The 24801-nt window shown below is 67.8% G+C and carries 32 protein-coding genes and 1 tRNA gene; 27 read left to right on the top strand and 6 right to left on the bottom strand.

What is annotated here, in order from left to right; genetic code table 11:
* The first annotated feature begins 84 nt into the window (after window positions 1–84).
* The 3 genes from rplS to ACE3SG_RS17070 all read left to right on the top strand — a co-directional run bounded on the left by rplS (window position 85) and on the right by ACE3SG_RS17070 (window position 2474).
* On the top strand, window positions 85–438 hold the full coding sequence (gene rplS / locus ACE3SG_RS17080) for a 50S ribosomal protein L19 (RefSeq protein ID WP_329717030.1): 354 nt from the start codon (window positions 85–87) through the stop codon (window positions 436–438).
* 294 nt (window positions 439–732) lie between these two features.
* Window positions 733–1461, top strand: coding sequence for a CoA pyrophosphatase (locus ACE3SG_RS17075; RefSeq protein ID WP_374566981.1), 729 nt, complete (start codon window positions 733–735; stop codon window positions 1459–1461).
* Window positions 1462–1484: 23 nt separating this feature from the next.
* On the top strand, window positions 1485–2474 hold the full coding sequence (locus tag ACE3SG_RS17070) for a CobD/CbiB family protein (protein ID WP_374566978.1): 990 nt from the start codon (window positions 1485–1487) through the stop codon (window positions 2472–2474).
* A 47-nt stretch (window positions 2475–2521) separates the two neighbouring features.
* Here the strand turns inward: ACE3SG_RS17070 and rsgA are convergent, their stop codons facing one another.
* Both rsgA and ACE3SG_RS17060 read right to left on the bottom strand, forming a co-directional pair.
* Window positions 2522–3433 carry a ribosome small subunit-dependent GTPase A gene (rsgA, locus tag ACE3SG_RS17065; protein ID WP_374566976.1) on the bottom strand — a complete coding sequence of 304 codons (912 nt, stop codon included), beginning with the start codon at window positions 3431–3433 and terminating at the stop codon, window positions 2522–2524.
* Between the two features lie 37 nt (window positions 3434–3470).
* Window positions 3471–4733 (bottom strand): M48 family metallopeptidase, encoded by a 1263-nt coding sequence (locus ACE3SG_RS17060; protein ID WP_374566974.1) that lies wholly within the window; start codon window positions 4731–4733, stop codon window positions 3471–3473.
* A gap of 76 nt (window positions 4734–4809) precedes the next feature.
* Here ACE3SG_RS17060 and orn point away from each other — a divergent pair, with 76 nt between their 5' ends.
* Entirely contained in the window at window positions 4810–5370 is a 561-nt protein-coding gene (orn, locus tag ACE3SG_RS17055; RefSeq protein WP_374566972.1) for an oligoribonuclease, read from the top strand.
* 30 nt (window positions 5371–5400) lie between these two features.
* On the opposite strand, the gene ACE3SG_RS17050 is transcribed toward orn, so the two are convergent.
* Entirely contained in the window at window positions 5401–5694 is a 294-nt protein-coding gene (locus ACE3SG_RS17050) for a copper-binding protein (protein WP_374566970.1), read from the bottom strand.
* 129 nt (window positions 5695–5823) lie between these two features.
* On the opposite strand from ACE3SG_RS17050, the gene argB reads away from it, so the two are divergent.
* The 15 genes from argB (at window position 5824) to tatC (ending at window position 16319) form a co-directional block, all read left to right on the top strand.
* Window positions 5824–6732, top strand: coding sequence for an acetylglutamate kinase (gene argB, locus ACE3SG_RS17045; protein ID WP_374566968.1), 909 nt, complete (start codon window positions 5824–5826; stop codon window positions 6730–6732).
* Between the two features lie 13 nt (window positions 6733–6745).
* Window positions 6746–7666: a DMT family transporter gene (locus ACE3SG_RS17040; protein ID WP_374566966.1), complete on the top strand. Its 921-nt coding sequence runs from the start codon at window positions 6746–6748 to the stop codon at window positions 7664–7666.
* Entirely contained in the window at window positions 7656–8342 is a 687-nt protein-coding gene (locus ACE3SG_RS17035; protein ID WP_374566964.1) for a pyrimidine 5'-nucleotidase, read from the top strand. The genes ACE3SG_RS17040 and ACE3SG_RS17035 overlap by 11 nt, the downstream gene beginning before the upstream one ends.
* Window positions 8342–9034: a nucleoid occlusion factor SlmA gene (gene slmA / locus ACE3SG_RS17030; RefSeq protein WP_374566962.1), complete on the top strand. Its 693-nt coding sequence runs from the start codon at window positions 8342–8344 to the stop codon at window positions 9032–9034. The genes ACE3SG_RS17035 and slmA overlap by 1 nt, the downstream gene beginning before the upstream one ends.
* Window position 9035: 1 nt before the next feature.
* The gene (gene pdeM / locus ACE3SG_RS17025; RefSeq protein ID WP_374566960.1) at window positions 9036–9698 is read left to right on the top strand and encodes a ligase-associated DNA damage response endonuclease PdeM; all 663 of its coding nucleotides are present in this window, start codon (window positions 9036–9038) and stop codon (window positions 9696–9698) included.
* 162 nt (window positions 9699–9860) lie between these two features.
* On the top strand, window positions 9861–11720 hold the full coding sequence (locus ACE3SG_RS17020; protein WP_374566958.1) for a bifunctional UDP-sugar hydrolase/5'-nucleotidase: 1860 nt from the start codon (window positions 9861–9863) through the stop codon (window positions 11718–11720).
* A gap of 39 nt (window positions 11721–11759) precedes the next feature.
* Window positions 11760–12647: an ATP-binding protein gene (locus ACE3SG_RS17015; RefSeq protein WP_374566956.1), complete on the top strand. Its 888-nt coding sequence runs from the start codon at window positions 11760–11762 to the stop codon at window positions 12645–12647.
* Window positions 12644–13093, top strand: coding sequence for an NUDIX domain-containing protein (locus tag ACE3SG_RS17010; RefSeq protein WP_374566953.1), 450 nt, complete (start codon window positions 12644–12646; stop codon window positions 13091–13093). Before ACE3SG_RS17015 ends, ACE3SG_RS17010 begins: the two co-directional genes overlap by 4 nt.
* Window positions 13094–13116: 23 nt before the next feature.
* Window positions 13117–13509 carry a phosphoribosyl-AMP cyclohydrolase gene (hisI, locus tag ACE3SG_RS17005; RefSeq protein WP_374566951.1) on the top strand — a complete coding sequence of 131 codons (393 nt, stop codon included), beginning with the start codon at window positions 13117–13119 and terminating at the stop codon, window positions 13507–13509.
* Window positions 13510–13517: 8 nt separating this feature from the next.
* A complete protein-coding gene (locus ACE3SG_RS17000) occupies window positions 13518–13880 on the top strand; it encodes a phosphoribosyl-ATP diphosphatase (RefSeq protein ID WP_374566949.1) in 363 nt (120 codons plus the stop codon).
* A complete protein-coding gene (locus ACE3SG_RS16995) occupies window positions 13877–14257 on the top strand; it encodes a DUF4870 family protein (protein WP_374566947.1) in 381 nt (126 codons plus the stop codon). The genes ACE3SG_RS17000 and ACE3SG_RS16995 overlap by 4 nt, the downstream gene beginning before the upstream one ends.
* 23 nt (window positions 14258–14280) lie before the next feature.
* Window positions 14281–14628, top strand: a complete 348-nt coding sequence (locus tag ACE3SG_RS16990; RefSeq protein ID WP_374566945.1) for a histidine triad nucleotide-binding protein — start codon at window positions 14281–14283, stop codon at window positions 14626–14628.
* Between the two features lie 108 nt (window positions 14629–14736).
* Window positions 14737–14979, top strand: coding sequence for a Sec-independent protein translocase subunit TatA (gene tatA, locus ACE3SG_RS16985; RefSeq protein WP_374566943.1), 243 nt, complete (start codon window positions 14737–14739; stop codon window positions 14977–14979).
* Between the two features lie 63 nt (window positions 14980–15042).
* On the top strand, window positions 15043–15552 hold the full coding sequence (tatB, locus tag ACE3SG_RS16980) for a Sec-independent protein translocase protein TatB (RefSeq protein ID WP_374566941.1): 510 nt from the start codon (window positions 15043–15045) through the stop codon (window positions 15550–15552).
* A complete protein-coding gene (gene tatC / locus ACE3SG_RS16975; RefSeq protein ID WP_374566939.1) occupies window positions 15549–16319 on the top strand; it encodes a twin-arginine translocase subunit TatC in 771 nt (256 codons plus the stop codon). Before tatB ends, tatC begins: the two co-directional genes overlap by 4 nt.
* 81 nt (window positions 16320–16400) lie before the next feature.
* Here the strand turns inward: tatC and ACE3SG_RS16970 are convergent, their stop codons facing one another.
* Window positions 16401–17582, bottom strand: coding sequence for a Do family serine endopeptidase (locus ACE3SG_RS16970; protein WP_374566937.1), 1182 nt, complete (start codon window positions 17580–17582; stop codon window positions 16401–16403).
* Window positions 17583–17605: 23 nt separating this feature from the next.
* Here ACE3SG_RS16970 and ACE3SG_RS16965 point away from each other — a divergent pair, with 23 nt between their 5' ends.
* Both ACE3SG_RS16965 and pdxA read left to right on the top strand, forming a co-directional pair.
* A complete protein-coding gene (locus tag ACE3SG_RS16965) occupies window positions 17606–18355 on the top strand; it encodes a Nif3-like dinuclear metal center hexameric protein (protein ID WP_374566935.1) in 750 nt (249 codons plus the stop codon).
* Window positions 18352–19386 (top strand): 4-hydroxythreonine-4-phosphate dehydrogenase PdxA, encoded by a 1035-nt coding sequence (gene pdxA, locus ACE3SG_RS16960; RefSeq protein WP_374566933.1) that lies wholly within the window; start codon window positions 18352–18354, stop codon window positions 19384–19386. The genes ACE3SG_RS16965 and pdxA overlap by 4 nt, the downstream gene beginning before the upstream one ends.
* Window positions 19387–19390: 4 nt before the next feature.
* Here the strand turns inward: pdxA and mscL are convergent, their stop codons facing one another.
* Entirely contained in the window at window positions 19391–19813 is a 423-nt protein-coding gene (mscL, locus tag ACE3SG_RS16955; RefSeq protein WP_374566931.1) for a large conductance mechanosensitive channel protein MscL, read from the bottom strand.
* Between the two features lie 285 nt (window positions 19814–20098).
* Between mscL and petA the strand changes: the two genes are divergently transcribed.
* From petA to ACE3SG_RS16925, 6 genes are all read left to right on the top strand, one after another.
* Window positions 20099–20695 carry a ubiquinol-cytochrome c reductase iron-sulfur subunit gene (gene petA, locus ACE3SG_RS16950; RefSeq protein ID WP_374566930.1) on the top strand — a complete coding sequence of 199 codons (597 nt, stop codon included), beginning with the start codon at window positions 20099–20101 and terminating at the stop codon, window positions 20693–20695.
* Between the two features lie 32 nt (window positions 20696–20727).
* Entirely contained in the window at window positions 20728–22155 is a 1428-nt protein-coding gene (locus tag ACE3SG_RS16945; RefSeq protein WP_374566928.1) for a cytochrome bc complex cytochrome b subunit, read from the top strand.
* A gap of 25 nt (window positions 22156–22180) precedes the next feature.
* The gene (locus tag ACE3SG_RS16940; RefSeq protein WP_374567035.1) at window positions 22181–22945 is read left to right on the top strand and encodes a cytochrome c1; all 765 of its coding nucleotides are present in this window, start codon (window positions 22181–22183) and stop codon (window positions 22943–22945) included.
* Window positions 22946–23078: 133 nt separating this feature from the next.
* Window positions 23079–23690, top strand: coding sequence for a glutathione S-transferase N-terminal domain-containing protein (locus ACE3SG_RS16935; protein ID WP_374566926.1), 612 nt, complete (start codon window positions 23079–23081; stop codon window positions 23688–23690).
* 29 nt (window positions 23691–23719) lie between these two features.
* The gene (locus ACE3SG_RS16930) at window positions 23720–24286 is read left to right on the top strand and encodes a ClpXP protease specificity-enhancing factor (RefSeq protein ID WP_374566925.1); all 567 of its coding nucleotides are present in this window, start codon (window positions 23720–23722) and stop codon (window positions 24284–24286) included.
* 90 nt (window positions 24287–24376) lie between these two features.
* Window positions 24377–24452: transfer RNA gene (locus ACE3SG_RS16925), tRNA-Thr, on the top strand.
* A gap of 9 nt (window positions 24453–24461) precedes the next feature.
* Here the strand turns inward: ACE3SG_RS16925 and ACE3SG_RS16920 are convergent.
* Entirely contained in the window at window positions 24462–24791 is a 330-nt protein-coding gene (locus ACE3SG_RS16920; RefSeq protein WP_374566923.1) for a hypothetical protein, read from the bottom strand.
* Window positions 24792–24801 lie beyond the last annotated feature (10 nt).

Here is a 24801-nt window from a genome sequence, read left to right as displayed (position 1 = left end):
CCCGAGAGTGGCCGCGAACGCGGTGGCTCGACAGCGTCAACGCCCATTCCAAAGCGCGCCGGCACGATCATTTTGGAGAAACCTGTGGACCTGATCCAAACCCTCGAGCAAGAAGAAATTGCTCGCCTGAACAAGACGATTCCGCCGTTCGCCCCGGGCGACACCGTGATCGTCAGCGTCAACGTCGTCGAAGGCACCCGCAAGCGCGTGCAGGCCTACGAGGGCGTCGTGATTGCCAAGCGCAATCGCGGCCTGAACTCCAGCTTCATCGTTCGCAAGATCTCGAGCGGCGAAGGCGTGGAACGTACCTTCCAGCTGTACAGCCCGCTGATCGCGTCGATCGAAGTCAAGCGCCGCGGCGACGTCCGCCGCGCCAAGCTGTACTACCTGCGCGAGCGTTCCGGCAAGTCGGCCCGTATCAAGGAAAAGCTCGCCTGACGAAGTCAGACCTGCTGCTTGCAGCAGGCCGCGCTTGGCGCGGGGCGGGCTTTCGACGCAGTCAAAAGCTGGCTCACTTCCCAAAGCCGCCTCCGGGCGGCTTTGCTGTTCTTGGACCTGTGGGCCGGCCCGTCGCGAAGCGCGAAGCCAACTTTCGGCAGCAACGGCACATCGTGCCGGTGTTGCCAAAAGCGAGTGCCTCACTCGCACCAAAGCCGCCCCTCGGGCGGCTTTTTGCATTTCGCGGCAGCCTGAGCCCGCCCGTTTCCAGCGCTTGGCGTAAGCTCGCCCGCCATGCCTTCTGACGAGCCGCCCCTTTCCACCCGCCCGAGCCGGCCCGTGCTTCGCGACCCGCACATGATCCCGGTCGTCGGGCACGACAGTCACCTGCCGCCTGTCACCGCCGAGCGGTTGCAGCCGGGCGCCTTGCGTGAGCGTTTGGCGCGTGTGGGTGATTGGCAGCCTCCGATCGGCGGCGACGGTGCCCGCCCGGATTTCAGCGACCGCCAGGCCACGGCCGCCTCGGTGTTGGTGCCGCTGGTGCAACGCCCCGGCGAGTTGCACGTGCTGCTGACCCGCCGCACCGACCACCTGCACGACCACGCCGGCCAGATCAGCTTTCCCGGCGGCCGCGCCGAGCCCGCCGACGCCGACGCCGTGGCCACCGCGCTGCGCGAGGCCGAAGAAGAGGTTGGCCTGAAGCACGAGATGGTCGAGGTGATCGGCCAACTGCCGGTCTACACGACAGTGACGCGTTTCGTCGTCACGCCGGTGGTCGGTCTGGTCCGCCCCGACTACATCCTCGCGCTCGACAGTTTCGAGGTCGCCGAGGCGTTCGAGGTGCCGCTGCAGTTCTTGATGGATCCGGCCAACCACCAGCACCACGAATTCGAGTTCGGTGGGGCACGCCGCCGCTTCTTGTCGATGCCCTGGCGCCCCGGCCATGGTGATCCGCGCGAATATTTCGTCTGGGGCGCCACAGCGGCAATGCTGCGTAACCTCTACCACCTGCTGTCGGACTGACCCTCTGGGTATCATCCGCGGCGATGAGTTTCTTCGCCGTTCTCTTCGCGCTGCTGATCGAGCAGATCAAGCCACTGCCGCGCGACAACTGGGTCCATGACACGCTGGCCGATTGGGTCGGCTGGACCGGGCGCAATTTCGACGCCGGCAAACCGCAGCACGCACGCGTCGTCTGGTTCGTCACCGTGATCGTGCCGGCCTTGCTGGCCTGGGCGATCCACTTCGGCATCGCGCACTTCAGCGTCATCGCCGCGTTGGCGTTCGACGTGGCCGTCATCTACCTGACGCTCGGGTTTCGCCAGTTCAGCCACTACTTCACCGACATCCGCGAGGCGCTGGAGCGTGGTGACGAAGACCAGGCCCGTCGGCTGCTGGCTGAGTGGCGCCACCTGGACGCGAGCGAGTTGCCGCGCACCGAGCTCTTACGCCACGTGATCGAGCACGCGCTGCTGGCGGCGCACCGCCACGTCTTCGGCGTCTTCTTCTGTTATGTCGTGCTGGCGGCGCTGGGCCTGGGCCCGGCGGGCGCGGTGGCCTACCGGATGGCCGAGTTCGCCAGCCGCTACTGGGCCTTCAAGAGCCGCTCGCTCGGCGTGGCGGTGAACGAGAACCTGAAAGACCTGTCGCAGCGCGCCTTCAGCGTGATCGACCATGTGCCGGCACGGCTGACGGCCTTCGGTTTCGCGGTGGTCGGCAACTTCGAAGAAGCCGTGGCGGGCTGGCGGCGCGACGCCGAGCTCTGGAAGCACGCCAACGAGGGCATCATCCTTGCGGCCGCCGCGGGGGCTGTCGGCGTGCAACTGGGCGGCGGCGCGGCGCCCGGCGTGACGCCCGATCGCTCGAAGACCTTTGCGCAAGGCGGTGACGCCGAAGCGGCCGAGGCCGCCGGCTCCACGCCAGGCATCCCGCCGCAACTGGGCCACCTGGGCAGCGTGGTCGGGCTGGTCTGGCGATCGGTCGTGCTGTGGATGCTGCTGTTGGCGCTGATGAAGCTGGCCAACCTGCTGGGCTAACCCAGCAGGTTCACCGCCAGCCGACTCCGGCAAGCGCGGCGCAGGCGCTAACCCTTGCGCTGGCCCTGTTCCAGCTCGTCCCACAGGCCTTCGTACAGGCGCACACGCGTTGGCGCGATCTCGCCGCGCTCGGCGGCCGCGCGCACGCCGCAGCCGGGCTCGTGGCGGTGGGTGCAGTTGTAGAAGCGGCAGTGGCCCAAGTGGGCGCGGATGTCCGGCATCAGCTCGGCCAGGCGCTGCGGCGTGACGTGCATCAGGCCGAACTCCTGGAAGCCGGGTGAGTCGAGCAGCGCGCCGGCCTTGCTGTCGTCCAGCCAGTACCAGGTGGTGGTGGTGGTGGTGTGCCGGCCGGCATTCAGCGCCTGCGAGATCTCGCCGACCTGCGCATCGGCGCGCGGCACCATCAGGTTGATCAGCGTGCTCTTGCCCATGCCGCTGGGGCCGAGCACCAGCGTGGCCTTGCCGGCGAGCAGCGGCGCCAGCGTGGCGCGTGCCGCGGCGGGGGCGGTCTTCAACGCGGCTTCGATGACCGGCACGCCCATCGCGCGGTACGGGGCCAGGCGTTCGCGCGCGAGCGCGGCTGCGGGCAGGTCGATCTTGTTCAGCAGCAGCGCGCTGGCGATGCCGGCGTCTTCGGCCGCGATCAGGGCCCGCGTCAGCTGCGACTCGCTGAACATCGGCTCGCCTGACAACACCACCAGCAACAGGTCGATGTTGGCGGCGAACGACTTGGTGCGCCACTCGTCTTGCCGGGCCAGCAGGTTGCGGCGCGGCTCCAGCGCCTCGATCACGGCCTCGTCGCCCGAGACCTGCCAGCGCACGCGGTCGCCGACCACGCACTGGCTTTTCTTGCCGCGGGGGTGGCCGATCAGGCGCCGGCCTTCCGGGGTTTCGATCATCACGTGGCGGCCATGGGCGCCCACGATCAGGCCAATGTCGAGTTCCTGGTGCTTGCTCATCGTGCGCCTTGAAGGGAAAGGCGCAGCCGGGCGGCGCTCAAGCCTGCAGCGCGGCCAAGCGTTCGCTGGCCGGCGGGTGTGAATAGTAGAAACGGGCGTACACCGGGTCGGGTGTCAGCGTGCTGCCGTTGTCTTCGTGCAGCTTCAACAGCGCCGAGGCGAGGTCGGCGCCGTCGGTTTGCGAGCGGGCATAGGCATCGGCCTCGAACTCGGCCCGGCGCGACCAGCGTGCCGACAGCGGCGAGGCGAAGAACAGGAAAGGCGGTGCGGCCAGCATGAACAGCAGCAGGGCCAATGCGTCGTTCGCGGCCTGCAGGTTCGGCGGGGCACCCAAGCCCACATAGAACGCCGGCTGGCGCGCCAGCCAGCCCAGCAAGGCCATCGCCAGCAGGCCGACGCCGAAGGAGCGCAGCGTCATCACCAGCACATGCTTGTGGTGGAAGTGCCCCAGCTCGTGCGCCAGCACCGCCTCGACCTCGCGCCCGCCCAGCCGGGCCAGCAAGGTGTCGAACAGCACCACGCGCTTGGCCTTGCCGATGCCGCCGAAATAGGCGTTGACATGGCTGGAGCGGGTGCTGCCGTCCATCACGAACAAACCCTTGGCGGTGAAGCCGCAGCGCGTCATCAAAGCCTGCACGCGCTCGGCCATCGCCGAATCGGCCAGTGGCTCGAAGCGGTTGAACCAGGGCGCGATCCAGATCGGGTAGATCACCTGCATCAGCAGCACGAAGCCCACCCACAGCGCCCAGGCCCACAGCCACCAGAGCTCGCCGGTGGCATGCATCACCCACAGCACCAGGGCCATCATCGGCAGGCCGATCGCGATCGACAGGGCCGTGCCCTTGGCCAGGTCGGTGAAGAACAGCTTCGGCGTCATGCGGTTGAAGCCGAAGCGCTGTTCGATGCGAAAGACCCGCACCCATTCCAGCGGCAGGTCGATCAGGCCGCCGATCAACGCGAAGGCCGCGAACAGCCCCAACTGGTAGACGAGGTCACCGAACCGCGGCTGCAGCGCATCGCGCACCAGCGTGTTCAGCGCATCCAGGCCGCCCAGCAGCGTCCAGGCCAGCAGCAGCACGGCGCCGACGGTTTCGGTGGTCATGCCGAAGCGCAGGCGGGCGAGCGTGTAGTCGGCCGCGCGCTGGTGGGCACGCAGCGGCACCGTCGCGTCGAAGGGCGCCGGCACGGCGCCGCGGTGGGCTTGCACGGCGCGCGCCTGGCGCCCCGCGAGCCAGAACTTGAGGGCTTGCGAGGCGGCGAGGGTGGCCACCAACGAAAGCGATACGGTCAACGCCTGCATGGCAAAGAGTGTATGTTGTCGGACAATCGCCGACCTTTTCTGACCCACCCTTCTCAACCCGCCGGGCAAACCCACCATGAGCGCCACGATGCTTTCGAAGAACGACCAGAACCTGATCTGGATCGACCTGGAGATGACCGGTCTGAAGCCCGAGTCCGACCACATCATCGAGATCGCGGTGGTCGTGACCGACCCGCTGCTGACGGTGCGTGTCGAGGGCCCGGTGTTCGCGATCCACCAGAGCGACGCGACGCTGGACGCGATGGACGCCTGGAACAAGGGCACCCATGGCCGCAGCGGCTTGATCGACCGGGTGAAAGCCTCGACCATCGGCGAGCCCGAGGCCGAGGCGCGGGTGATCGAGTTTCTGGCGGGTTACGTGCCGGCGGGCAAGAGCCCGATGTGCGGCAATTCGATCTGCCAGGACCGTCGCTTCCTGGCCCGCCACATGGCCGGGCTGGAGGCCTTCTTCCACTACCGCAACCTCGATGTCAGCACGCTGAAAGAGCTGGCGCGGCGCTGGAAACCGGCGGCGATGGAAGGTTTCAAGAAGGCCCAGGCGCACACCGCGCTGGCCGACATCCACGAATCGATCGACGAGCTGGTGCACTACCGCACGCACCTGCTCAACGTCTGAGCGGCGGCCGGCGCTGGCCGGCCGTTGGGGTCACTTGGTCTTGCGCACCGCGGTGACGACGTACTGGCCGTCGACCTTGTCGGCGGTGAACTCGACGCGATCGCCGACGGTCAGGCCGTCCAGCAGCGTGGCCGGCTTGGCCTTGTAGGCCATCGTCATTGCCGGCATCTGCAGGGCCTTGATTTCGCCGTGCTTGAGCGTCAGCTTGCCCTGGGCGACATCGATCTTGCGCACCTCGCCCTCGGTGGCGCCGGCGGGCGCAGCGGCCAGCAGCGCCAGGGTGGCGGCGATGCTGCTCAGGACAGGGGTGAAAGTCTTGGTCATGGTCTTGCTCTCCAATGGCACCACTACAACCCTTTGGGCACCCTGGTGGATGACCGCCGCAGGCTGGGGGTGGTTCCCTAGAATGCCTCGATCGCCCATTATTCACACCACTTCACACCGCAGCCTGCCATGAGCCACGCCACCGCGCCCGCCAACGTCGACCACATCCTGCCGCGCGAAAAGGCCGAAATCCTGGCCCAGGCGCTGCCCTACATCCGCAAGTTCCACGGCAAGACGCTGGTCATCAAGTACGGCGGCAACGCGATGACCGACCCCGAGCTGCAGCAGGACTTTGCCGAAGACGTGGTGCTGCTGAAGCTGGTCGGCATGAACCCGGTGGTGGTGCACGGCGGTGGGCCGCAGATCGACGAAGCACTGTCGCGCCTGGGCAAGAAGGGCACCTTCATCCAGGGCATGCGGGTGACCGACGAAGAGACGATGGAGGTCGTCGAGTGGGTGCTCGGCGGCGAGGTGCAGCAAGACATCGTCGGCCTGATCAACGCCGCCGGCGGCAAGGCCGTGGGCCTGACCGGCCGCGACGGCGGCATGATCCGCGCCAAGAAGCTGAAGATGGTCGACAAGGACGACCCGAGCAAAGAGCACGACGTGGGCCAGGTCGGCGAGATCGATTCGATCGACCCGAGCGTGGTCAAGGCGCTGCAGGACGACGCGTTCATCCCCGTCATCAGCCCGATCGGCTTCGGTGAGAACAACGAGAGCTACAACATCAACGCCGACGTGGTGGCCGCCAAGCTGGCCACGGTGCTGAAGGCCGAGAAGCTGGTGATGCTGACCAACATCGCCGGCGTGCTGGACAAGTCCGGCCAGCTGCTGACCGACCTGACCGCCCGCCGCATCGACGAGCTGTTCGCCGACGGCACGATCAGCGGCGGCATGCTGCCGAAGATCGCCGGCGCGCTGGATGCGGCCAAGAGCGGCGTCAATGCGGTGCACATCATTGACGGCCGCGTGCCGCATGCGATGCTGCTGGAGATCCTGACCGATCAGGCCTACGGCACGATGATCAGATCCCACTGATCTGCCGCGACCGATGACCACCCACAGCCCGGCTGCCGCGATGGCGGCCGCTTGCGGCGCCGCGTTCCTGTGGGGCACTGGTGCGCTGGTGGTCAACCTGCTGATCGCCAGGTTCGGCCTCAGCCCCGAGAGCATTTCGTTCTGGCGCTTCGTCGTCGGCGCGGTCTTTCTGATCGCGTTGTTCGCGCGGCCGGCGGTGTGGCCGCGGCTGCGTGGTGAGTTGTGGTTGTTGGTCGGCGCCGGTGCCTGCATGGCGATGTACGTGCTGTGCTGGTTCCTCGGCATCGCGCGCATCGGCGCCGCGGTGCCGACGCTGATCGCGCTGTGCCTGCCGCCGGTGTTGGTCACGCTGGTGGCGGTGGCGCGCGGGCGTGAGCGCCTGGATGCTGCGCTCGTCGCCACGCTGGCCGCCGCACTGATCGGCACCGCGCTGGTGGTGCTGCGCCACGGGGGCCTGGCGGCGGATGCCGATGCGGCGACGATGGTCGCCGGCGTGCTGTTCTCGGTCGCGTCGGCCGTGCTGTACGCCGGCTTCACGCTGGTCAGCGGCCGGCTTTCGCAGGCACTGGGCGCCGGCCCGGCGACGATGGGGCTGACCGTGGTGGCCGCTGTGGTGATGGGCTTGAGCGCGCTCTATGCGCCGCTGGCCTGGCCGGGGGACATCCCGCCCGAAGCCTGGCTGTTGTACCTGGGCCTGGTGACCGCGGCGCTGGCGTTGCTGGCCTTCAGCTGGGGCGCGGCGCGCCTGAGCCCGACCGCGCTGACGGTGGCCACGCTGGTCGAGCCGTTGACGGCGGTCCTGCTGGCCGCGCTGCTGCTGGGCCAGTCGTTGTCGGCCTCGCAATGGCTGGGCGCCGTGTTGATGCTGGCCAGCATCGCTGCGCTGGGCAGGCGCGACGCGCAGCGCATGGCCGCAGCCCGCGATGGCCGCTGAGCGCGTCTGGCTGTTCGACCTGGACAACACGCTGCACAACGCGGCGGTGTCGTCGTTTCGCCTGCTCGACGGGGCGATGAACGACTACATCGAGCGCGAGCTGAAGGTCAGCGCCGACGAGGCCGACCATCTGCGCAACCACTACTGGCATCGTTATGGCGCGACCTTGCTGGGCCTGATGAAGCACCATGGCGTCAAGCCGGCGCACTTTCTGCACCACACGCACCTGCTGCCGACGCTGGAGCGCGAGGTGGCGACCCACCCGCACGACGTGGCGGCGCTGCGCCACCTGCGTGGGCGCAAGTACATCCTGACCAACGCACCGCTTGCCTATGCCGAGCGGGTGCTGCGGCAATTGGGCATGTTGAAGTATTTCGACGGCGTCATCGGCATCGAGCAGATGACGATGTTCGGCCAGTGGCGGCCCAAGCCCGACGCGCGCATGTTCCGCGCGCTGGCGGCCAGGTTGCGGGTGCCGCCGCGCCGCTGCGTGCTGGTCGAAGACACGCTGGCGCACCAGAAGTCGGCCCATGGCGTGGGCATGCGCACGGTGTGGATGCAACGCTGGGCGAAACGGGGGGCGCACGGCCCGGAAGTTGGTGTTTACCTGCACCGGAAGCCGACCTATGTGTGTGCAAGAATCTCTTCGCTCCAACAGTTGCGCCGTGTGCCGTGATGCCTGACCTGCCCGAAGAAACCGAAGCGGCCCAGGCCGAGGCACCCCGCCCGCAAACGCCTGCCGAGGCCCCCGCTGGGGCCGCCGCGCCCGGCGGCAGCGAAGCCCCGGCGCGCAAGCGCCCGAAGCCCGGTGAACGCCGCGTGCAGATTCTGCAGACGCTGGCGTCGATGCTCGAGCAACCCGGCGCCGAACGCATCACCACCGCCGCACTCGCCGCTGCGCTGTCGGTCAGCGAAGCCGCGCTGTACCGTCATTTCGCCAGCAAGGCGCAGATGTTCGAAGGGCTGATCGACTTCATCGAATCGAGCATCTTCGGCCTGATCAACCAGATCACCGAGCGCGAGACCAGCGGCTCGGTGCAGGCGCAGCGCATCACCCAGGTGGTGCTGCAGTTCGGCGAAAAGAACCCCGGCATGACCCGCGTGATGGTCGGTGATGCGCTGGTGTTCGAGAACGAGCGCCTGACCGCGCGCATGAACCAGTTCTTCGACCGGGTCGAGTCGCAGTTGCGCCAGAGCCTTCGCCTGGCGGTCGACGAGGCGGGGTCGAGCACACCCACCGTCGAGGCCAACGGCCGCGCCTCGGCGCTGACGGCCTTCATCGTCGGGCGCCTGCAGCGCTACGCCCGCTCGGGTTTCAAGCGCAGCCCGACCGAGCAGCTGGACATCGCGCTGGGTCTGTTGACCTGAGGTGTCCACCGGCGCGGACCACGCGCTGCGTTGGGGTGGCGGCCAGCTCTGGCTGTGCCCCGAGCGCGCCGCCTTCTGGCCCGACGAGCGGGTGCTGCTGGTGGCCGACTTCCACCTCGGCAAGGCCCACAGCTTTCGCCGCCTGGGCGTGCCGGTGCCCGGCGGCACCACCGAGGCCAACCTCGCGCGCCTGGGCGCGCTGGTCGACCGTTGGCAGGCGAGCGAGGTTGTGTTCCTGGGTGACTTTCTGCACTCGACACAGGCCCGCGGCGGCCCTGGCGTTCCGGCGTTCGCCGCTTGGCGAGAGGCGAGGCCGACACTGCGGCTGACGCTGGTGCGCGGCAACCACGACCAGCGCGCCGGCGACCCGCCGCCCGAACTGGGCATCGGCGTGGTCGACGAGCCGCATGCGCGTGGACCCTGGGCCTTGTGCCACCACCCGCAGCCGCGCCCAGGGCAGGCCGTGCTGGCCGGGCATCTGCACCCGGGCGCGCTGGTCGGCGGCACCGGCTTCGATCGGCTGTGCCTGCCGGCATTTCACGGCCGCGGCGAGGTGCTGGTGCTGCCGGCCTTCGGCGAATTCACCGGCACCAAGGCCGTGGTGCGCGAGCCGGGCGACCAGTGCTTCGTGACCGATGGTGTGCAGGTGTTTCGCGTGCCTTGAGGCGTCGCCGTCCTATTCGAGAATTAGGGGGAGGCCCCGGGTTCTTCATCGAAAGGACATCGATCGCTATTCCAATACGGGCCTCTTCGAGCCGTGCCGTCGTTGCGCCCGTGGTGCGGGTGGCGCGCGCCCCTTCAACTCCCTTGTGAAGCGAGTCCCGAGATGCCTTCCCACCCCGCCAGCCATGTGCTGACCGCCATCGCCCTGGGCGCTGCCCTGGTCGGCTGCGCCAGCGCCGCCTCGTCGTCGACGCCGCCCGCCAAACCGTCCAAGCCCGGTACCGGCGTCATCAAGATCCTGGCGTTGAACGACTTCCACGGCCAGATCGAATCGCCGGGCACCTTCCGCGCCAACGCCGACTCGCCGCTGGTGCCGGCCGGCGGTGCCGACTATGCGGCCGGCTACATCGCCGCTGCGCGCGCCGCCAACCCCAACACCGTGGTCGTCTCGGCCGGTGACCTGATCGGCGCCAGCCCGCTGGTCTCGGCCTTCTTCCACGACGAGCCAACGATCGAGGTGATGAACCGCGCCGGCCTGGACTTCAACGCCGTCGGCAACCACGAGTTCGACGACGGCAAGGACGAGCTGCTGCGCATGCAGCGCGGCGGCTGCCACCCGACCGACACCGTCAACAGCTGCCGTGGCGCCGAGGTCGGCACGCCGGTGCCGTTCGAGGGTGCGAAGTTCCGCTTCCTGGCCGCCAACGTGGTGCACAAGAACAGCGGCCGCACGCTGTTCGCGCCCTATGGCATCAAGAAGTTCGACGTCAACGGCCGCTCGGTCAAGATGGCCTTCATCGGCATGACGCTGAAGGACACGCCGCAGATCGTCACCCCGTCGGGCGTCAAGGGCCTGGTGTTCAACGACGAGGCGCAGACCGTCAACGCACTGGTGCCGCAGCTGCGCGCGCAGGGCGTCGAGTCGATCGTCGTGCTGATCCACCAGGGCGGCGTGCAGACCGCGCCGTCGCCGGTCGACATCAACGGCTGCGTCGGTGGCCTCGAAGGCTCGCCGATCAAGACCATCGTCGGCCGGCTCGATGGCGCGGTCGACCTGGTCGTCACCGGCCACACCCATGCCGCCTACAACTGCCAGCTGCCGCTGGCCAACGGCCGGCTCGTGCCGGTGACCAGCGCCAACACGCAGGGTCGCGTGCTGACCGACATCGACCTGACCGTCGACACCGGCACGCGCGACGTGACGCAGGCCGCGGCCGTCAACAAGGTGGTCGATCGCAGCAACGTGGGCATCACGCCGAGCGCCGAGATCGCCTCGATCGTGGCCGGCTACAAGGCGCTGTCGACCCCGATCGCCAACCGCGTGATCGGCAGCATCGCCCGCGACGTGCTGAACACCCGCGACGCCGGTTGCAACATGCCGGCCGGTGACCTGATCGCCGACTCGCAGCTGGCCGCCACCGCCGCGCCGGAATTCGGCGGCGCGCAACTCGCGCTGATGAACCCGGGCGGCGTGCGCAACCCGGGCTTCACCTACGCCAACAGCGGCGCCAACGAGGGCGACGGCAACGTCACCTACGGCGAGGCCTTCACCGTGCAGCCCTTCGGCAACAGCCTGGTGACGATGACGCTGACGACGCAGCAGATCCGCGACGTGCTGGAGCAGCAGTTCCCGAACTGCTTCGGCCAGACGGTGTTCGCCCGTGTGCTGCTGCCGTCCAATGGCCTGCGCTACGAGTGGGACCATGCCCAGGCCTGCGGCGCCAAGGTGCGCAACGCGACGCTGACGGTCAATGGCGTGGCTGAACCGCTGGTCAGCAATGGCGACGTGGTCAACGCTGCGCGCACCTGGCGCGTGACGGTGAACAACTTCCTGGCCGACGGCGGCGATGGTTTTGCGGTGCTCAAGGGCGGCGTCAACCGCCTGGGCGGCGCGCAGGACATCGACGCGCTCGAGAAGTACCTGGTCAATTTCAAGGCGCCGAACCCGCCTTATGACCCGCTCGACCCCAACCTGGGCAAGCCGCGCATCGTGCGCCTGGACGGCGGCACCGCCTGCCCGTGACACGGCCCCAGGCACCGGGTGTTCACTACACTCGGTGCCATGGACCCTGTGACCCTTGAAGCGCTGCTGGCCAAGGCCGATCGCCTGCTGACGCGGCTGGACGCGGTGCTGCCGCACCTGGCCACGGCGCCGGACTGGTCGGCCTCGATCGCCTTTCGCTACCGCAAGCGGGCCGGCTCCGGCGTGCTGGAGCCGGTGCGCCATGTGGCCACCATCCGCTTGGCCGACCTGAAAGAGGTCGATGCGCAGAAAGAGCGGCTGGCGCGCAACACCGAGCAGTTCGTGGCCGGCGCGGCGGCCAACAACGTGCTGCTGACCGGCGCGCGCGGCACCGGCAAGAGCTCGCTGATCAAGGCTTGCCTGAACGAATTCGCGCCGCGCGGGCTGCGGCTGATCGAGGTCGACAAGGCCGATCTCGTCGACCTGCCCGACCTGGTGGATCTGGTCGCGGGGCGGCCCGAGCGCTTCATCGTCTTCTGCGACGACCTGAGCTTCGAAGAGGGCGAGCCCGGCTACAAGGCCTTGAAGTCGATCCTCGACGGCTCGGTCGCCCAGGCGTCGGACAACCTGCTGATCTACGCGACCAGCAACCGGCGCCATCTGTTGCCCGAGTACATGAAAGAGAACCTGAGCTACCAGCACACCGAGGATGGCGAGGTGCACCCCGGCGAGGTGGTCGAAGAGAAGATCTCGCTGTCCGAGCGTTTCGGGCTGTGGATCAGCTTCTACCCGTTCACCCAGGGCGAGTACCTGGCGATCGCCGCGCAGTGGCTGCGCCACCATGGGTTGAACGAGGCGCAGATCGAGGCCGCCCGGCCCGAGGCGCTGGTGTTCGCGCTGGAGCGGGGCTCGCGGTCGGGGCGCGTCGCGCACCAGTTCGCGCGCGACCTAGCCGGCCGGCTGGCGGTGGCGGGGAAGGGCGCATGAGCCACGACACGGAACGAACCCCGGTCGACGTGGCGGTGGGCGTGCTGGTCGAGCGCGATGCGGCCGGCCGTGAAGGCCGCTTCCTGCTGACCTCGCGGCCCGAGGGCAAGGTCTACGCCGGCTATTGGGAATTTCCGGGCGGCAAGCTCGAGCAGGGCGAGAGCGTGCACGAAGCGCTGGCCCGCGAACTGCATGAAGAGCTTGGCATCACGATCGGCGACAGCCACGCCTGGCAGGAGCTGGTGATGGACTACCCGCACGCCCGCGTGCGCCTGCACTTTCGCAAGGTCTACCAGTGGAGCGGCGCGTTCGAGATGCGCGAGGGCCAGGCGATGGCCTGGGAGACGCTGCCGGTGGCCAGCGCGCCGGTGCTGCCGGGCACGATCCCGGTGCTGCAGTGGTTTGCCGCCGAGCGGGGCCACCACGGCCCCACCCACAGCGGCTGACTGCCAGTCGCTACACTGCCCGCATGGATTGGCTGGATCATGTCCGCTGGGACGACCAAGGCTTGGTGCCCGTCATCGCGCAAGAGGCGGGCAGCGGCGACGTGCTGATGTTCGCCTGGATGAACCGCGAGGCCCTGGCGCGCACGGCCGAGCTGCGCGAGGCGGTGTATTTCAGCCGTTCGCGCCAGCGCCTGTGGCACAAGGGCGAAGAGTCGGGCCACACCCAAAAGGTGCATGAGATCCGGCTCGACTGCGACCAGGACGTGGTGCTGCTGAAGGTGACGCAACTCGGCCATGAGCCCGGCATCGCCTGTCACACGGGCCGCCACAGCTGCTTCTTCGAGCGCCTGGACGGTGACCAATGGGCAGCGGTCGACCCGGTGCTGAAAGACCCGGCCCGCATCTACACCAAGTGAAATCTCCGATGTCTGCCCCCACCACCTCGAACGACACCTTGCAGCACCTGGCCGAGGTGATCGAGTCGCGCCGCCATGGCGACCCGGACAAGAGTTATGTCGCCCGCCTGTTCCACAAGGGCACCGATGCGATCCTGAAGAAGGTTGGCGAAGAAGCCACCGAGACGGTGATGGCCGCCAAAGATGGCGATCGGCAGAAGATCGTCTACGAAGTGGCCGACCTGTGGTTCCACTCGATGATCGCGCTGGCCCACTTCGGGCTGACGCCGGCCGATGTGCTGGCCGAGCTGACGCGGCGCGAAGGCCAGTCCGGCCTCGAAGAGTTCGCGGCGCGCAAGGCGCAGCAACGTGAGCAAGGAGAACGTGGATGAACGACGTGACGACGATCGATCCCGGCCGCGATGACGGGCTGCGCACGCTGGGCCACATCAGCTACGCGCTGCATGCGGTGGTGGCGGTGGGCGCGGTGCTGCCGGGCTTCCAACCCGGCGTGGTCCTGCTGGTGGTGGCGTTCATCCTCGACCTGGTCAAGCGGGCGGATGCGGCCGGCACCTGGCAGGAAAGTCATTTCAGTTGGCGCATCCGCAGCGTGCTGTGGGCCGCCGGGCTGTACCTGGTCACCTCCCCGCTGTGGGCCTTCTTCTTGCTGCCGGGCTGGATCGCCTGGACGGCGATCTCGATCTGGTTCCTCTACCGCGTGGTGCGCGGCTGGTTGGCGCTCAATGAGCGCCGTGCGATGCCGGCTTGAGCCGGCGAGGGAGAAACAACACGATGAGCACCGACCCGAACTGCATCTTCTGCAAGATCATCGCAGGCCAGATCCCATCCAAGAAGGCCTTCGAGGACGAGGACGTGATCGCCTTCCACGACATCCACCCCTGGGCGCCGGTGCACCTGCTGGTGGTGCCCAAGCGCCACATCGCGACGATGGAAGCGGTGACGCCCGACGACCAGGCGCTGATGGGCAAGATGATGGTGCTGGCGCCGAAGCTGATGGCCGATGCCGGTGTCACCGGCGGCTTCCGCCAGATCATCAACACCGGCCGCGATGGCGGGCAGGAAGTCTTCCACGTCCACATGCACGTCTTCGGCGGGCCGCGCCCCTGGGCGAAAGGTTGAGTCGCCGTCGGGGCAGGCCGCTGAGGGCCGCCCTGCAATCACCGTGGGTTGAACCGGCCGCCGCCCAGCCCACTCATACAATCTATCGTTGGTCTTTGGAGAAACGTCATGGGATCGTTCAGCATCTGGCATTGGCTGATCGTGCTGCTGGTCGTGGTGCTGATTTTCGGCACCAAGAAGCTCAAGAACATGGGCTCGGATCTGGGCGCCGCGGTCAAGGGCTTCAAGGACGGGGTCAAGGGCGGCGCCGAATCGGGCGAGCCGCTGCCGCCGTCGCAGCAGGTGACATCGTCGTCGGCCAAGGCGAACGACGCCAACACCGTCGACGTCGAAGCCAAGAACAAGGTTTGAGCCGGTTTCCGGCCCGTGGCCTGACCGCCGCCGGCGGCCGGGCTGCGGCTTGACGCGCGCCCCATGATCGATTTCGGATTCGACAAGATAGCCCTCATCGGGGCCGTGGCGCTGATCGTCATCGGCCCCGAGAAGCTGCCGCGCGTGGCCCGCACGGTGGGCCATTTCGTGGGCAAGGCCCAGCGCTACGTGGCCGAGGTCAAGGCCGAGGTCAACCGCTCGATCGAGCTGGAAGAACTGCAGAAGATGAAGTCGCAGTTCGAGACCGCCGCGCGCGACGTGCAAGACACCGTGCGCAGCGAGGTGCAGCAGGCCTCTGACAACCTGTCTCAGAGCTGGAACGACGCGTCCGGCGGGCTGGGGCAGGGCCTGGCCAACGCCAGCGGCGACGCCAGCATCGGCTGGACGCCCGCGCCGCCGGTGTACCAGCACCCGGGCAAGCACTGGCGGCTCAAGCGCGGCGCCGTGCCGGCCTGGTACAAGCAGCGTGAAGGCGTGAGGCGGCATGTGCAATCGGGCGCCGCGCGGGTGGCGCGCTTTCGGCCGCCGAAAACTGGCGGAGCCGCCCGATGAGTGCCGACCCCAAAGACGAACTGGAAGGCACCGAGGCTCCGTTTGTTTCCCACCTGATCGAGCTGCGCGACCGCCTGGTGCGGGCGCTGATCGCCGTGGGCATCGCCTTCGCCGCGCTGTCGTACTGGCCCGGCCCCGGCGGCCTGTACGACCTGTTGGCATCGCCGCTGGTGTCCACCCTGCCGCACGGCACGACCCTGATCGCGACCAACGTGATCTCGCCGTTCCTGGTGCCGCTGAAGATCACGCTGATGGCGGCTTTCTTGCTGGCGTTACCGATCGTGCTCTACCAGGTCTGGGCTTTCGTGGCGCCGGGCCTGTACAGCCACGAGAAGCGGCTGGTGCTGCCGCTGGTGGTGTCGAGCACCCTGCTGTTCTTCGGCGGAGTGGCCTTCTGCTACTTCTTCGTCTTCGGCAAGGTCTTCGCGTTCATCCAGAGCTTTGCGCCCAAGAGCATCACCGCGGCGCCGGACATCGAGGCCTACCTGGGCTTCGTGCTGACGATGTTCATCGCGTTCGGGGCGGCCTTCGAGGTGCCGATCGTGGTGGTCGTGCTGGCGCGCCTGGGTGTGGTCAGCATCGAGAAGCTGCGCGCCTTCCGCGGCTACTTCGTCGTGGTGGCCTTCATCGTCGCGGCGGTCATCACCCCGCCGGACGTGGTGTCGCAGCTGGCCCTGGCGATCCCGATGTGCCTGCTGTACGAGCTGGGCATCCTCGCGGCAGGTCTGTTCATCAAGCACACCCAGGCACCCGAGGCCGCCGAGTAGCCGGCGATTCACGCTGGCGAATCGTGCCGGCGAATCACGTTCGCGACGGCGGCGGCGCGAGTCGCGCCGCCCCGCCAGCGGTCAATCGGGGTTGCGTTGCGCGGCCGGCGAGTTGGGTCGTTGGGCCACGGTGATCTTCAACTCCAGCGCCTTGTCGCCGCGCTGAACGCCGACCAGCGCCTCGGTCTGTGGCTTCAGCGCCGCGACCGCATTCATCAGCTGCGCGGTGTTGCGTACCGGCTTGCCGCCGATCTGTGTCACCACATCGCCGGGCTTCATGCCGGCGCTGCTGGCCGGGCCGTCTTGCAGCACGCCGGTGATCAGCACGCCCTCGTGCACCGGCAGCTTGAAGCTCTGCGCGAACTCGGGGTCGAGGTCGCGCGGCTGCACGCCGATCCAGCCGCGGGTGACGCGGCCGTCGCGCACCAGGCCTTCCATCACCTGCCGGGCCAAGTCGATCGGGATCGCGAAGCCGATGCCCATGTTGCCGCCCGAGCGCGAGTAGATCGCGGTGTTGATGCCGACCAGGTTGCCGTTGACGTCGATCAGCGCGCCACCCGAGTTGCCGGGGTTGATGGCCGCATCGGTCTGGATGAAGTTCTCGAAGGTCGACAGGCCCAGCCCGGTGCGGCCCATGGCACTGACGATGCCCGAGGTCACCGTCTGGCCGACGTTGAACGGGTTGCCTATCGCCAGCACCGCGTCGCCGACCTGCATCTGCTCGATGTTGCCCAGCGTCACGGCGGGCAGGCGGTCGAGCTCGATCTTCAGCACCGCCACGTCGCTTTCGGGGTCGGTGCCCACCAGCTTGGCCTGCGCTTCGCGACCGTCCGACAGGCGCACCTGGATGTCATCAGCGCCGTCGATCACGTGATTGTTGGTCAGCAGGTAGCCTTCGGGCGAGACGATCACGCCCGAGCCCAGGCCGATCTGCGGCTCCTGCCGCGACGGCTGCTGGCCGAAGAAGAAGCGAAACCACGGGTCTTGGGCGCGCGGGTCGTTGACGGCCGCCGGGGCCTTGCTGGCGGTCACGCTGACCACCGCCGGTGCCGCACGCCGCGCCGCGGCGGTCAGCGGCTGGATCGGCCCGCTGGTGGATGCCAGCGCCACCGGCACATTGCCTTCCGGGTTGATCACCGTGCGTGAGGCCGCGCCCACGAGCACATTGCGCTGCAGCCAGTCCGGCTTGAAGGTGCCGACGACGAACAACACGGCAACGGCCACCGTGACCGTCTGAGAAAATACGAGCCAGATTCTGCGCATGACGCTGAAGGAGTGGATGTCCGATGGCTACACGTGCCGAAGTCGAGGGCTTTCTGCAGCAACTGCTGACACCGGAACGGTTCAAGGATTATGGGCCGAACGGTTTGCAGGTGGAGGGCCGCGGCGAGATCCGCAAGGTCGTGTCCGGGGTCACCGCCAGCCTGGCCCTGATCAACGCGGCCATCGAGGCCGAGGCTGACATGGTCCTGGTCCACCACGGCTTGTTCTGGCGCGGCCAGGACGGCCGTTTGACCGGTTGGCTGAAGGCACGTGTCGAGCGCCTGATGGTCACCGGCGTCAACCTGTTTGCCTACCATCTGCCGCTGGACGCGCACCCACTGTTCGGCAACAACGCCCGGCTGGGCGCAGAGCTGGGGCTCGAAGCCGACGCACGCTTCGGCGAGCAGGACCTGGGGTTCATCGGGCCGGCAGGCGGCCTGGCGTCGCTGAGCGCTTTGCAGGCCTCGGTGCAGCACCGCCTGCAGCGCGCGCCGGTGCTGGCGCCGGGCGACGGCCGGCCGCTGCGCCGCATTGCGTGGTGCACGGGCGGCGCCCAGGGCTACTTCGAAGCCGCGATCGCGGCCGGTGCCGATGCCTTTCTGACCGGCGAGATCTCCGAGCCGCAGGCCCACCTGGCGCGCGAAACCGGCGTCGCGTTCCTCGCCTGCGGCCACCATGCGACCGAGCGCTACGGCGCGCCGGCGGTGGCCGCGCACCTGGCCGCGTCACTCGGGTTGGCGCACCAGTTCATCGAGATCGACAACCCCGCATGAACGACTCTCGCGCACTGCCGCTGTTGGTGACGATGGGCGACCCTTGCGGCATCGGGCCCGAGATCATCGTGATGGCCTGGGCGCGCGGCGCGCTGGGCCGGGCGGTGGTGTGCGGCGATGCGCAGGTGATGCGGCGTGCGCTGGCCGCTGCCGGGCTGCAACGGCCGGTCGCCTGCATCGACTCGCCGGTCGATGTGGCGATGGTGCCAGACAACGCGCTGCCGGTCTGGCAGCCGCCGGGGCTGCCGGTGGGCTCGCACCTGCTGCCTTGGGGCCAGGTCGCCGCCTCAGCAGGCGCCGCGGCAGCGTGCTGCATCGAAGCCGCGGTGGGCGAGGTGATGGCAGGGCGCGCCAGCGCGATCGTCACGGCGCCGATCCACAAAGAGGCGCTGGCCGCGGCCGGCGTGTCTTTCCCGGGCCACACCGAGATGCTGCAGGCGTTGGCCGCCCGGCACGCGGGCCAGGCCGAGCCGCCCCCCGTGCGCATGATGCTGGCCAACGACGAGTTGCGCGTGGTGCTGGTCACCATCCACGTGTCGTTGCGGCGGGCGATCGAGCTGCTCGACCTGCCCGGCATCGTGCAGACGCTGCGCATCACCCACGCGGCGGTGCAGCGCTTCGGCATCGCGCGGCCGCGCATCGCTGTCGCCGGCCTGAACCCGCACGCCGGCGAGGGCGGGCTGTTCGGTGACGAAGAGCAGCGCATCATCGGCCCGGCCATCGCCGCGGCGCGGGCCGAAGGCATCGATGCGACCGGCCCCTATGCGCCTGACACCGTCTTCATGCGGGCCCGCGATGCGCAAGGCCACCCGGGTGAGTTTGATGTCGTGGTCGCGATGACCCACGACCACGGGCTGATCCCGGTGAAATACCTGGGAGTCGAGCAAGGCGTCAATGTGACGCTGGGGCTGCCCTTTGTGCGCACCAGCCCCGACCACGGCACGGCCTTCGACCTGGCCGGCCGCGGCCGCGCCGACCCGGCCAGCCTGGTGACGGCGGTGCGGATGGCGCGCCGCTTGTCGGGCGGTTGACGCGTTACCGGCTGCGCAGCGCGTCGCGGATCTCGCGCAGCAGCACCACGTCTTCCGGCGTGGGGGCCGGTGCGGCCGGGGCGGGCGCCGCTTCGTGGCGCTTGAGGCGGTTGATCTGCTTGATCATGATGAAGATGATCAGGGCCAGCAGCATGAAGTTGAGCGCCACGGTGAAGAAGCTGCCGTAGGCGAACACTGCGCCGGCCTTCTTCGCGTCGGCCAGGTTGGTGGCCGTCTGCCCGGCCAGCGGGATGAAGTAGTTCGAGAAGTCCAGCCCGCCGAAGACCACGCCGACCAGCGGCATGATCAGGTCACCGACGATCGAATCGACGATCTTGCCGAACGCCCCGCCGATGATGACGCCGACCGCCAGGTCGACGACATTGCCCTTCATCGCGAATTCCTTGAATTCCGTCGCGAACCCCATGTGAGACTCCTTGTGGTTGATGGATACACCCTCTGGCAGCCGCCGCAAGGGGCCGCCCCGGCGCAGTATTGCCGCTGGGCCGGCGCTGTCAATCCGGGCCGGGTGTCGGGGCTGGCGGCGGCCATGCCGAGCCGCGGCGGTGCATGTTGCGCGTCGTGCTGCTGACGGCTTGGCCTGAGAGCCTTGTCTTGTCCGCTAAAATGCCGGGTTGCCCGAGACCAGATCCCCTGTTGGCGGGGCGATTGCAGCGTCTCCCAAGTCTTCAGAGCTCCAAGAAGGACCCCCATGAGTGATAACGCGGTGGACCAAGGCAAGCGCACGTGGTTGATCACCACCAGCTGCGCGGGTGCCGTGGGTGGTGTGGCGGCGGCCGTGCCCTTTGTCAGCACCTTCGCCCCGTCCGAGCGCGCGAAGGCGGCGGGCGCGCCGGTCGAGGTCGACATCAGCGCACTGAAGCCCGGTGAAAAGATGACGGTCGAGTGGCGCGGCAAGCCGGTCTGGGTCGTGCGCCGCACGCCCGAGCAGCTGGCGGCGCTGAAGAGCAACGACAGCCAGCTGGCCGACCCGCAGTCGGAACGCAAGGCCTACCCGATCCCCGAGTACGCGAAGAACGAGGCGCGCTCGATCAAGCCCGAATACCTGGTGGTGGTGGGCATCTGCTCGCACCTGGGTTGCTCGCCGTCCGAAAAGTTCGCCACCGGCGCGCAGCCTTCGCTGCCGGACGACTGGAAGGGCGGCTTCCTGTGCCCTTGCCATGGCTCGACCTTCGACATGGCCGGCCGCGTGTTCAAGAACAAGCCTGCGCCCGACAACCTTGAAGTGCCGGAGCACATGTACCTGTCCGACACCAAGTTGCTCATCGGCGTGAGCAAGACAGCCTGACCCGGCGCGACAAGACCCCAAGAAAGGCAACCATGGCTGAATTCAAAGTCGCGCCGGCCGACGCGCCGATCGCCCAGAAGGTCTCTCTCTGGTTCGAGAACCGGTTCCCGACCGCGTTCGACGAGTACAAGAAGCACATGTCGGAGTACTACGCTCCGAAGAACTTCAACTTCTGGTATTTCTTCGGTTCGCTGGCGCTGCTGGTGCTGGTGATCCAGATCGTCACCGGCATCTTCCTGGTGATGCACTACAAGCCCGACGCGGCGCTGAACGCGGCCGGCGTGCCGGTGGCGTTCGCGAGCGTCGAGTACATCATGCGCGACGTGCCGTGGGGCTGGCTGATCCGCTACATGCACTCCACCGGTGCCTCGGCATTCTTCGTGGTGGTCTACCTGCACATGTTCCGTGGCCTGCTGTACGGCTCGTACCGCAAGCCGCGTGAGCTGGTCTGGATCTTCGGTTGCGCGATCTTCCTGTGCCTGATGGCCGAAGCCTTCATGGGCTACCTGCTGCCGTGGGGCCAGATGAGCTACTGGGGCGCGCAGGTGATCGTGAACCTGTTCGCCGCCGTGCCCTTCGTCGGCCCGGACCTGGCGCTGCTGATCCGCGGCGACTACGTGGTCGGTGACGCGACGCTGAACCGCTTCTTCAGCTTCCACGTGATCGCCGTGCCGCTGGTGCTGCTGGGTCTGGTCGTGGCGCACCTGCTGGCGCTGCACGACGTGGGTTCGAACAACCCCGACGGCGTCGAGATCAAGGCCAAGAAAGACCCGAAGACCGGCATCCCGCTCGACGGCATCCCGTTCCACCCGTACTACTCGGTGCATGACCTGATGGGTGTGGGCGTGTTCCTGATCATCTTCTGCGCGATCCTGTTCTTCGCGCCGGAGCTGGGCGGCTACTTCCTCGAATACAACAACTTCATCCCGGCCGACCCGCTGAAGACGCCGCCGCACATTGCGCCGGTCTGGTACTTCACGCCGTTCTATTCGATGCTGCGGGCCACCACCGACGACATGATCAAGGTGCTCAGCGCCGTGGTCGCGCTCGGCGCGATCGGCACGGTGCTGAAGGGCCGCATCGGCGGCACCGCGAAGATTGCCGTGCTCGTCGCCGCGGCCGTCGGCATCGCGCTGCTGAACGTCTTCGACGCCAAGTTCTGGGGCGTGGTAGTGATGGGTGGTGCGGTCATCATCCTGTTCTTCCTGCCCTGGCTGGACCACAGCCCGGTCAAGTCGATCCGCTACCGTCCGAGCTGGCACAGCACGCTGTACGGCGTGTTCGTGGTGTTCTTCCTGATCCTGGCCTACCTGGGCGTTCAGCCGCCGTCGGCCACCGGCACGATCGTGTCGCAGGTCGGGACTCTGTTCTACTTCGGCTTCTTCCTGCTGATGCCGTGGTGGAGCCAGCTCGGCACCTTCAAGCCGGTGCCCGAGCGCGTGACCTTCCACCCGCACTGACGAAACCGGCAGGAGCTTTCAAATGATCAAAAAACTCATTGCCGGCTGGATGGCCGCCCTGTGCCTGGCCGGCGGCGCATTCGCCAACGTAGGCGGCATGCAGTGGGACAAGTTCCCGACCGAGCGCATGACCGACCTGTCGTCGCTGCAAAACGGTGCCAAGCTGTTCGTCAACTACTGCCTGAACTGCCACGGTGCCTCGTTCGCGCGCTACAACCGCATGCGCGACCTGGGCCTGACCGATGACCAGATCAAGGGCAACCTGATGTTCGCCGCCGACAAGGTGGGCGAGACGATGAAGGTGGTGCTCGATCCGAAGCAGGGCAAGGCCTGGTTCGGCGCGGCGCCGCCCGACCTGTCGGTGATCGCCCGCTCGCGCGCCGGCCAGGGCACGGGTGCCGACTACCTGTACACCTACCTGCGCAGCTACTACCGCGACGACACCACGGCCACCGGCTGGAACAACCTGGCTTTCCCGAGCGTGGCGATGCCGCACGCGCTGTGGGAACTGCAGGGCCAGCAGCGCGCCGTCTTCGAAGAAGTGGCCGACGCGCACGACCCCGAGAAGAAGGTTCACCGCTTCAAGGGCTTTGAACAGATCACCCCGGGCAAGCTGACCCAGGCAGAGTACAACCAGTCCGTCGCTGACCTGGTGGCGTTCCTGCAGTGGATGGGCGAGCCGGCGCAAGGCCAGCGCGTGCGGCTGGGCGTGTGGGTGCTGATCTTCCTGGCCGTGTTCACCTTGTTTGCCTGGCGCCTGAATGCGGCGTACTGGAAAGACGTGAAATGACCTTTGCCCGGCCGCATCGAAAGCGGTCGGGGCTTCTCGCGCAGTGAGCGCCGTTTCAGGCGCCACTGCGTTTTGCCTTTCCTGCCGTTCTCGGCCGCTGTTCGACCCGCTTCTTTAAAGGGAGCCCACGCTCATGATGGTGCTTTACTCCGGAACCACCTGCCCTTACTCGCACCGTTGCCGTTTCGTCTTGTTCGAAAAGGGCATGGACTTCGAGATCCGCGACGTCGACCTGTTCGCCAAGCCCGAAGACATCGCGTTGATGAACCCGTACAACGAGGTGCCGATCCTCGTCGAGCGCGACCTCATCCTGTATGAGTCGCACATCATCAACGAGTACATCGACGAGCGCTTCCCGCACCCGCAGCTGATGCCCGGCGACCCGGTGGCCCGGGCCCGCGTGCGCCTGTTCCTGTTCAACTTCGAGAAAGAGCTGTTCGCCAACGTGAACATCCTCGAAGGCCGCGGCATCAAGGGCACCGACAAGCAGCTCGAGAAGGCCCGTTCGCAGATCCGCGACCGGCTGACCCAGCTGGCGCCGATCTTCCTGAAGAACAAGTTCATGCTGGGCGACGACTTCTCGATGCTCGACGTGGCCATCGCGCCGCTGCTGTGGCGCCTGGACTACTACGGCATTGACCTGTCGAAGAACGCGGCGCCGCTGCTGAAGTACGCTGAGCGCATCTTCTCGCGCCCGGCCTACATCGAAGCGCTGACCCCGTCCGAAAAGGTGATGCGCAAGTAAGGGCCGAGCCCCTGCCATCTTCGTTCACGATGACCGCCACGCCGCCGACTCCACCTTCCGCGCCGGACAATCAGGGCACCTCGACCCGGCCTTACCTCGTGCGCGCGCTGCACGACTGGTGCACCGACAACGGCTTCACGCCGTACCTGGCGGTGTTCGTTGATGCGAGCGTGCAGGTCCCCACCGAGTACGTGAAGAACAACGAGATCGTTCTGAACGTGGGCTTCGAGGCCACCAGCGGGCTGAAGCTGGGCAACGACTTCATCGAGTTCAAGGCGCGCTTCGGCGGGGTGGCTCGCGAGATCGTCGTGCCGGTGGACCACGTGGTGGCGATCTATGCGCGCGAAAACGGGCAGGGCATGGCGTTTCCAATGCCGTCCAACGCGCCGGAAGACGCGACGCCCGGCACCGCGTTGGCGCCCGACGGCAGCAGCGAAGGGGACGATCGCCCGGCCCGTGGGCTGCGCCTGGCGCGCACCGACACGACCCCGGGCCCGACCGCGGCGCCGCCTGCAACGCCCGCACCGTCTGCAGAAGCTACCGATGGTGACGAGCCGCCACCGCCGCCGCGGCCGGCGCTCAAGCGCGTGAAGTAACCGTGGCGGGTCGTGCGGGCCGCTCCAGCCGCCGCACGGTGACCCAAGACGAAGGCGCGGAAAGCGCCTAAAATCAATAGCTTAGGCCGTGCCGGCTTAGCTCAGCTGGTAGAGCACCCGCCTTGTAAGCGGAAGGTCATCCGTTCGATTCGGATAGCCGGCACCAACGAATTCCCTAGGCTCGGTCCGATTGAACCTTCACCCGGACTGAAGTAGGCTTCCAGCCCCGCACTACCAGTGCCTGCTCAATGGCTGGCAGGCACTGTCGCAGCTTGGCAGCCACCGCGCCGTTAGGCACCAGCAGGTTCCACCCCGCCTCGTCGAGCACGCCTGTGCGCACATGGGCCCTGAGGCTTGGCGGCAGCACCTCCCGCACGGTGTCCATGCGCGCCTCGGCTTCCTTCAGCCGCTGAAGCAACTGGGCCAGGGTCGAATTGGCGGCCAGCGCTTCGTTGATCGGCCGCGTGTGCGGGCCGCCAGCCTTGGAGGGGGGCGGGGGTGACATAAGGCCAAGG

It is taken from the genome of Ideonella sp., assembly GCF_041914305.1.
Taxonomy (GTDB): Bacteria; Pseudomonadota; Gammaproteobacteria; order Burkholderiales; family Burkholderiaceae_C; genus Ideonella.
Note: the sequence above shows the minus strand (reverse complement) of the source record. Positions and strands in the feature narration are given on the sequence as shown.

Excerpts from the sequence above, each read along its gene's own strand:
- ACE3SG_RS17075 (WP_374566981.1), top strand. The coding sequence starts at position 733 with ATGCCTTCTGACGAGCCGCCCCTTTCCACCCGCCCGAGCCGGCCCGTG.
- ACE3SG_RS17070 (WP_374566978.1), top strand. The coding sequence starts at position 1,485 with ATGAGTTTCTTCGCCGTTCTCTTCGCGCTGCTGATCGAGCAGATCAAG.
- rsgA (WP_374566976.1), bottom strand. The coding sequence starts at position 3,433 with ATGAGCAAGCACCAGGAACTCGACATTGGCCTGATCGTGGGCGCCCAT.
- ACE3SG_RS17060 (WP_374566974.1), bottom strand. The coding sequence starts at position 4,733 with ATGCAGGCGTTGACCGTATCGCTTTCGTTGGTGGCCACCCTCGCCGCC.
- orn (WP_374566972.1), top strand. The coding sequence starts at position 4,810 with ATGAGCGCCACGATGCTTTCGAAGAACGACCAGAACCTGATCTGGATC.
- ACE3SG_RS17050 (WP_374566970.1), bottom strand. The coding sequence starts at position 5,694 with ATGACCAAGACTTTCACCCCTGTCCTGAGCAGCATCGCCGCCACCCTG.
- argB (WP_374566968.1), top strand. The coding sequence starts at position 5,824 with ATGAGCCACGCCACCGCGCCCGCCAACGTCGACCACATCCTGCCGCGC.
- ACE3SG_RS17040 (WP_374566966.1), top strand. The coding sequence starts at position 6,746 with ATGACCACCCACAGCCCGGCTGCCGCGATGGCGGCCGCTTGCGGCGCC.
- ACE3SG_RS17035 (WP_374566964.1), top strand. The coding sequence starts at position 7,656 with ATGGCCGCTGAGCGCGTCTGGCTGTTCGACCTGGACAACACGCTGCAC.
- slmA (WP_374566962.1), top strand. The coding sequence starts at position 8,342 with ATGCCTGACCTGCCCGAAGAAACCGAAGCGGCCCAGGCCGAGGCACCC.
- ACE3SG_RS17020 (WP_374566958.1), top strand. The coding sequence starts at position 9,861 with ATGCCTTCCCACCCCGCCAGCCATGTGCTGACCGCCATCGCCCTGGGC.
- ACE3SG_RS17015 (WP_374566956.1), top strand. The coding sequence starts at position 11,760 with ATGGACCCTGTGACCCTTGAAGCGCTGCTGGCCAAGGCCGATCGCCTG.
- ACE3SG_RS17010 (WP_374566953.1), top strand. The coding sequence starts at position 12,644 with ATGAGCCACGACACGGAACGAACCCCGGTCGACGTGGCGGTGGGCGTG.
- hisI (WP_374566951.1), top strand. The coding sequence starts at position 13,117 with ATGGATTGGCTGGATCATGTCCGCTGGGACGACCAAGGCTTGGTGCCC.
- ACE3SG_RS17000 (WP_374566949.1), top strand. The coding sequence starts at position 13,518 with ATGTCTGCCCCCACCACCTCGAACGACACCTTGCAGCACCTGGCCGAG.
- ACE3SG_RS16995 (WP_374566947.1), top strand. The coding sequence starts at position 13,877 with ATGAACGACGTGACGACGATCGATCCCGGCCGCGATGACGGGCTGCGC.
- ACE3SG_RS16990 (WP_374566945.1), top strand. The coding sequence starts at position 14,281 with ATGAGCACCGACCCGAACTGCATCTTCTGCAAGATCATCGCAGGCCAG.
- tatA (WP_374566943.1), top strand. The coding sequence starts at position 14,737 with ATGGGATCGTTCAGCATCTGGCATTGGCTGATCGTGCTGCTGGTCGTG.
- tatB (WP_374566941.1), top strand. The coding sequence starts at position 15,043 with ATGATCGATTTCGGATTCGACAAGATAGCCCTCATCGGGGCCGTGGCG.
- tatC (WP_374566939.1), top strand. The coding sequence starts at position 15,549 with ATGAGTGCCGACCCCAAAGACGAACTGGAAGGCACCGAGGCTCCGTTT.
- ACE3SG_RS16970 (WP_374566937.1), bottom strand. The coding sequence starts at position 17,582 with ATGCGCAGAATCTGGCTCGTATTTTCTCAGACGGTCACGGTGGCCGTT.
- ACE3SG_RS16965 (WP_374566935.1), top strand. The coding sequence starts at position 17,606 with ATGGCTACACGTGCCGAAGTCGAGGGCTTTCTGCAGCAACTGCTGACA.
- pdxA (WP_374566933.1), top strand. The coding sequence starts at position 18,352 with ATGAACGACTCTCGCGCACTGCCGCTGTTGGTGACGATGGGCGACCCT.
- mscL (WP_374566931.1), bottom strand. The coding sequence starts at position 19,813 with ATGGGGTTCGCGACGGAATTCAAGGAATTCGCGATGAAGGGCAATGTC.
- petA (WP_374566930.1), top strand. The coding sequence starts at position 20,099 with ATGAGTGATAACGCGGTGGACCAAGGCAAGCGCACGTGGTTGATCACC.
- ACE3SG_RS16945 (WP_374566928.1), top strand. The coding sequence starts at position 20,728 with ATGGCTGAATTCAAAGTCGCGCCGGCCGACGCGCCGATCGCCCAGAAG.
- ACE3SG_RS16935 (WP_374566926.1), top strand. The coding sequence starts at position 23,079 with ATGATGGTGCTTTACTCCGGAACCACCTGCCCTTACTCGCACCGTTGC.
- ACE3SG_RS16930 (WP_374566925.1), top strand. The coding sequence starts at position 23,720 with ATGACCGCCACGCCGCCGACTCCACCTTCCGCGCCGGACAATCAGGGC.
- ACE3SG_RS16920 (WP_374566923.1), bottom strand. The coding sequence starts at position 24,791 with ATGTCACCCCCGCCCCCCTCCAAGGCTGGCGGCCCGCACACGCGGCCG.